This is a genomic window from Kitasatospora sp. NPDC036755 (genome assembly GCF_040636595.1).
Classification (GTDB): domain Bacteria; phylum Actinomycetota; class Actinomycetes; order Streptomycetales; family Streptomycetaceae; genus Kitasatospora.
Genome location: NZ_JBEZUT010000436.1, coordinates 1 through 5784, shown reverse-complemented (window position 1 = coordinate 5784; position 5784 = coordinate 1). Strand labels below are relative to the sequence as shown.

At 75.1% G+C, this 5784-nt stretch carries 4 protein-coding genes and 1 tRNA gene; all 5 read right to left on the bottom strand.

From position 1 onward, the window contains the following. A partial coding sequence (locus tag AB0E96_RS37345) for a hypothetical protein (RefSeq protein ID WP_359830701.1) occupies positions 1-197 on the bottom strand: 197 nt, incomplete at its 3' end. Between the two features lie 116 nt (positions 198-313). Beyond that, on the bottom strand, positions 314-1144 hold the full coding sequence (gene trmB, locus AB0E96_RS37340) for a tRNA (guanosine(46)-N7)-methyltransferase TrmB (RefSeq protein ID WP_359830698.1): 831 nt from the start codon (positions 1142-1144) through the stop codon (positions 314-316). 250 nt (positions 1145-1394) lie between these two features. Next, positions 1395-2972 (bottom strand): TROVE domain-containing protein, encoded by a 1578-nt coding sequence (locus tag AB0E96_RS37335; protein ID WP_359830695.1) that lies wholly within the window; start codon positions 2970-2972, stop codon positions 1395-1397. 415 nt (positions 2973-3387) lie between these two features. Next, positions 3388-3457: transfer RNA gene (locus AB0E96_RS37330), tRNA-Ser, on the bottom strand. A gap of 94 nt (positions 3458-3551) precedes the next feature. Beyond that, the gene (locus AB0E96_RS37325; protein ID WP_049658584.1) at positions 3552-4979 is read right to left on the bottom strand and encodes a hypothetical protein; all 1428 of its coding nucleotides are present in this window, start codon (positions 4977-4979) and stop codon (positions 3552-3554) included. Positions 4980-5784 lie beyond the last annotated feature (805 nt).

Sequence of the window (5784 nt, the reverse complement as noted above, 5' to 3'; positions counted from 1 at the left end):
CCGGGGGCGGGGGACGGGGGCCCGGCCGGGACCGGCGCGGCGCCCGGCCGGGGCAGGAAGCGGCGGGCCCGGCGCCTCCGGGGCCCCGGGATGGTCCGGGTGCCACCGGTGCTCGGGACCGTCTCCGGTACGTCGGCGGCGGCTCGGACCGTCGTCCGGCCGTTCGTCCGGAACCCGCCGCCGGACGGGCTGCCCATGCGGCACAGGGTAGGCCAAGGCGGTGGTCCGCCGGGAGGACCCGCGGCGAACCGGCCGGTTCCGGCCCCGCCTCAACGGCCGCCCCGCCAACGGCCGTTCGAACGGCGCCGGTCGATCAGCGGCGGCGGAACAGCAGGTCGTGGACGACGTGGCCCTTGGCGATCCCGGCCCGTTCGAACTTGGTCACCGGACGCCAGTCCGGCCGCGGGGCGTAGCCGGGAACGCTGCCGTCCGGGTGGTCCGCGGGTTCCAGCCAACCGGTCCCGTCACCCTCCGGGTGGAGGTTCTCCAGCTCCGGCGAGGCGGACAGCACCTCCAGCATCTGCTCCGCGTACGGCTCCCAGTCGGTGGCGCAGTGCACCAGGGCGCCGGGGGCGAGCCGGGGCAGCACCAGGTCGAGGAAGGCGGGCTGGACCAGCCGGCGCTTGTGGTGCTTCGGCTTGGGCCACGGGTCGGCGAAGTAGACCCGCAGACCGGCCAGCGAGGCGTCCGGGAGCATGTCGCGCAGCAGGATCACCGCGTCGCCGGCGGCCGTGCGGACGTTGCGGGAGCCGTCGCGCTCCAGCAGCCCGAGCAGGTTGCCGTGGCCGGGGGTGTGGACGTCGGCGGCGAGGATGCCCGTCGTGGGGTCGGCGGCGGCCATCGCGGCGGTGGTCTCGCCCATGCCGAAGCCGATCTCCAGGGTCACCGGCAGGCCGTCGAACAGCTCCGGCAGGTCCAGCGGGGTGCCGTCGATGGGGATGCCGTACGTCTCCCAGCTCCGGTCCAGGGCACTCGCCTGGGCGTTGGTCATCCGGCCCCGGCGCGGCTGGAAGCTGCGGATGCGACGCTCGCGGTGCTGGGCCTCGGTGGCCTTGTGCGGGTACATCGGCGCGGGGTAGGCGGCCGGCGCGGCGGACAGCCGGGCGGACGGCGAGGGCTGGGGGATCGGGGCGGTGGCAGTCACAATCACCCGAGTCTACGGGGCTGTCGGGGCTCCGCGGCGGGGCCTGTGACCGGGCTCATCCGGGCTCGTCGGGGCGCCGTTGGCGCCGGCTCCTCCGGACCCGCCCGCCGGCGGCGCCCGGTCCGTTCCCGCCCGCCGACGGCGCCCGGTCCGTTCCCGCCCGACCGGTGCCCGGCGGGCACACCTGCAGGGGAACGGGGAAGGAGCCGCACCCCCGTGACGGCTCCTTCCCCCTTCTCCTGGTGCTCCGCTACTCCTCCCAGGGCCAGCGGGCGTTCGCCCCGGCCTCCAGGAGGGGGACCAGTCGGAAGGCCGCGTCGGTCAGGCCGCCGAAGGTGTGCCGGTGGGAGCCGCCGCTGGGGCCGTGGGCCGGGGCGTAGCCGGCCAGGTTCCAGGTGTAGACGGGCACGTGGGCCGGGACGGCGGCGAGCGGGTCGCGGCCCCAGCGGCTCGGTCCGGTCTGTTCGTCGGTGACGATCACCACCCGGTCGTGGCCGCGGTAGTGGGTGCGGACGGCGTCGGCGGTGTTGGTGCCGCCGAGGTCGGAGAAACGTTCCAGCACCCGCAGCACCGCCTCGCCCCGGCCGACCTCGACCACCCGGCTGGTGGAGCCGAACTCGACCAGGTCCGCCTCGGCGGCCCGGATCTTCAGCGCGGTGCCGAAGATCGCCGCCGAGTCCGCCCGGTTGAGCTCGGTCGGCCCGCCGGAGCGGTCGAACATCGAACCGGACCGGTCCACCAGGACCAGCGTCCGGCCGGGCAGGCCGGGCACGTTCGCCAGCGAGTGGCCGAGCGCGGTCTCCAGCGCCTGCCCCCAGCGCAGCGAGGGCACGTTGCGGTACGCGGCCAGGTAGCGGAACGGGAACTGCCGCGAGCGCCGCACCTCGCCCTGGTCGGAGATCCGCCGGGCGACCTCGGCCGCGACGGCGTCCGAGACCCCGGCCCGGTCGAAGTTGCGCAGGTTCCGCACCAGCGCCATCGGACCCATCGACGGAATGACCGCCTCCCAGACCGCCGCGTCCAGCGGCCCCTGCAGCCAGCCCGCCAGCGCCTCCCAGGTCAGCCCGGCGGCGGCCAGCCGCTCGGCGCCGCCCTCGGCGGTCACCGCCGCCCGGCGCTCCTCGACGGGCAGCGCCAGCAGCGCGCGGTTGGCGGTCAGCATCCGGTCGGCGGCCGGCGGCACGGCCTCCTCCGGCCGGTGCCGGCGGTCCAGCGCGTACGCGAAGAGCGCGCCCTGCCACTCCTTCTCCGGAGCCGGCGAGGGGTGGGTCAGCTCGATCACGTCGCCGAAGCGGTAGCCCTTGCCCGCGGTGTCGTACTTGAGCAGCGAGCGGGCGTCGTACAGGTGCCGGACGGCGTCCGCGACGCCGCGCTTGAGCGGCTTGGGCAGGGCCCGGCCGTAACGCGAGGTCCAGTAGGCGAGCAGTTCGCCGGGCTCGTCGGGGCGCCGCAGCACCGCGGCGACGGCCTGCCGGGAGTGGCCGTGGGCGCCCGCGTCCAGCCGGGCGCGGGTGAACTCGGCGGCGCCGACCAGGGCGGCGGTGCGCATCTGGGCGCCGTGGCGCAGCCAGCGCAGCAGTCCGAGGGTCCACTCCGGCTCGGCGACGGCGAGTTCGCGCACCAGCGCGGTGTAGCGGTCGTCGCGCTCGCCGGCGCCCTCGTGGAAGGTGTCCCGCCCGACCATGTTGGCCACCGCGAGCAGGAAGAGCTCGGACTTGCGGTCCCGGACGAATCCGGTGCCGCCGTTGTGGTTGACGGTGCGCCGGCCGGTGGTGGCCACCGGCGAGCTCGGACTCGCCTTGGCCTTGCGGAAGTTGAACCTGGACATGCGGAAGCCCCCCTCGGCCTGCTGGTGTCAGTGGGAGGGAGGCATGCCGCGGCCGGGGTGCCCGAGGTCGTGCCGGCCGCGGGGCGGCCGGCATCGGCGGGGGTGTATGCCTTGTGCTCTACCCGATTGAGCCAGCGGCCGCGTACGGCACGCCCGGGACTCGAACCCGGAACCGCAAGATCCGAAGTAACCCCCGCCTGCGCACCGGGCACTCCGGAACGCGGTGCCTCCCGAGATCGATCGATTCGGCTGCGGTACAGGTGCTTCACAGCGCCCCGCCGGGGGCACTCCACAGAAGGAACCGCCGCCGTCGCACCGGGAGGTGCGGACGAACTATTCACATGTGGGTGTCCAGAGATCGAAGGCGGCTGAGGTGACATAGCTGCTCTGCCGACTGAGCTACACCGGCACGGAGTACCGGTGGCGGGACTCGAACCCGCGACACGCCCATTAAGAGTGGAAGTAACCTCTGCCTGCGCACCTGGACGGGAGAAACCCTGCCAGGCCCCTCCCGCCACCGCACTCCATTTTCCGGCGGTCGCCGCGGCACCGTCCCGTCCGCTCGTCCCGGGGCGGCGCTCACGCCGGGGCGACGATCACCGCCCGCGCCCGCTCGGTCAACTCCCGTACCCGGCGTTCACCCTGGAAGGGCTCCAGCCGCCGCAGCATCTCCACCACGTACTCCCGGCTGCGCTGCGAGGAGATCCGGCCGGCCACCTCGACGGCGCGTTCGCCGGCGGCGACCGCGGCGTCCAGGTTGCCCGCCTCGGCCTCGGCCATCGCCGAGACCACCAGCCGCAGGCCGTGCGAGCGGACGAAGCCCTCGGTGGGCGTGGCCAGCGCCTCGCGGGTGAACTGCCGGACCTTGGAGGGCACTCCGAGGTCGCGGAAGCACTCGGCGGCGTCGGCGGCGAGCCGGTCGTAGGCGTAGAAGTCGATCCACGCCGGATCGGGATCCCCGGCGCGCGCCCGTTCGAGTGCGCTCTCCGCTGCGCCGAGCGCCGTCGCACAGGCCGCCGCGTTCCGGGCCTTGGCCTGGGCCCGGGCCTCCACGAGGTGGAAGAAGCTCATGGTGCGGGCGGTGGCCAGGCCCCGGTTGCGCTCCAGCGCGGCCTGGGCGAGGTCGACGGCCTCCTCGGCGAAGCCCCGGTAGCCCGCCTGGAGGCTCATCGAGGCCAGTACGTAGCCGCCGAGCGGGACGTCGGCGGCGGCCCGGGCGAGCCGCAGCGCCTGGATGTAGTAGCGCTGGGCGGCCTCGTGCTGGCCGGTGTCGAAGGCCATCCAGCCGGCGAGCCTGGTGAGTTCGGCGGTCGCGCCGAACAGCGCCCGGCCGACCGCGTCGCTGTACGAGGCGAGCAGCAGCGGTGCCGCCTCCACCCGCAGGCACTCCGGCACCATCGACGAACGCCAGTCCCCGCCACCGTACTTGGAGTCCCAGCGGCGGGCCTCCTGGGCGGCCTCGCGGAGCTTGGCGGCGTCCGAGTGGCCGACCCGGTAGGAGGAGGTGTCGGTGGGGGAGCGCGGCACCTCGCGGGCCACCGAGCCGTCCGCCGGGGTGATCAGCCAGCGGGAGACGGGCGTCGCGTAGGCGGCGACCGAGAAGGTGCCGGCCAGGCTGTCGCTCCAGCGGCCGCCGCCGGGGCCCCGGCGCAGGTCGAGGTCGACCCGCCAGAGGTCGGTCGCGGAGCGGACCGCGTCGGCGACCTCGCGCGGGAAGGCCAGGCCGAGTTCGGGCGCCGGGTCGGTGTCGCCCAGGCCGATCTCCTCCAGCGGGACGGGCCGGCCCAGCTTGCCGCCGATCGCGGTGGCGATCAGGTGCGGGACGGGCCCCTGCGGCACCATGCCCTTGCTGACCCAGCGGGCCACCGAGGTCTTGTCGTACCGCAGGGTCAGCCCGCGTTGGGCGCCGAGGTCGTTGACCCGGCGGGCCAGTCCGGCGTTGCTGATCTGGGCGAGGGTCAGGAGCGTGCCGAGCCGTTCGTTCGGTCCACGTGGGCTGACGGTCATGGTGGCGGCGGCACCTCCTGCGGCCTTGTGCGCGGGGCCCGGGCGGCACCGGGCCGTAGCTGCTGTACCTAGCGTAGTCGGACGCGTTCCGACGGTTAAGAGGTCGCATTCCGGATGGCGGGATCGTGCACTCGGCGGTGGAGCGCGGGAGTTGGTCCGGACCACTCGGATCCGGCCGACCGTGCCGCGCGCCGGAGCGTCGTGCTCCGGTCCCGTGTTCGCGTGCGCCCGGCCGTGCCCCCTGGCCCGACCGGCTGGTCGGCGATTCGCTGGTGGTCGTGGGTCGGCCTGCCGTCGAGGACCCGGCGGGCCGGGGACGCCGCCGCCTCAATCCCCGCGGGGCGGTGGTGAAGTCCGGGAGGGCATGCGGATGCCCTCCCGGGCTGGGCGACGCCTTTCGGCCATCTCGCGATGCCCATGTCAAGGGCGTTTCGCCTGCGGTCCGGGCCGGGGAGGGGGAGGCCCGGCCCGCGTCCCCCGTGGAGCGCCGGGCGGAACCAACCCCCTTCCCGCACACGGAACTTGTTCACGGGCAGGGCTCGTCCGCCGGAGCGGCGACCGACCCGGAGCGGGGCGGGCGCGGGGGCGCGGACACCCGCCGACCGGCCCGCGCGGCCGCGGCCGCGCTCGAACGGCCGGACCGAACGGAGCCGGAACCCGAAACTCCGACCACGACGACGCCCCGCGGTGGCACGATGTCTCCTGACGGCGCGCCGAGCTGCGGGGGCACGCCGGCGGCACTGCACCGCCCGTGTACAAGGGTAATGGCTTGGCAAAAATTCCGGGATACGCCGCGAGGAGGATC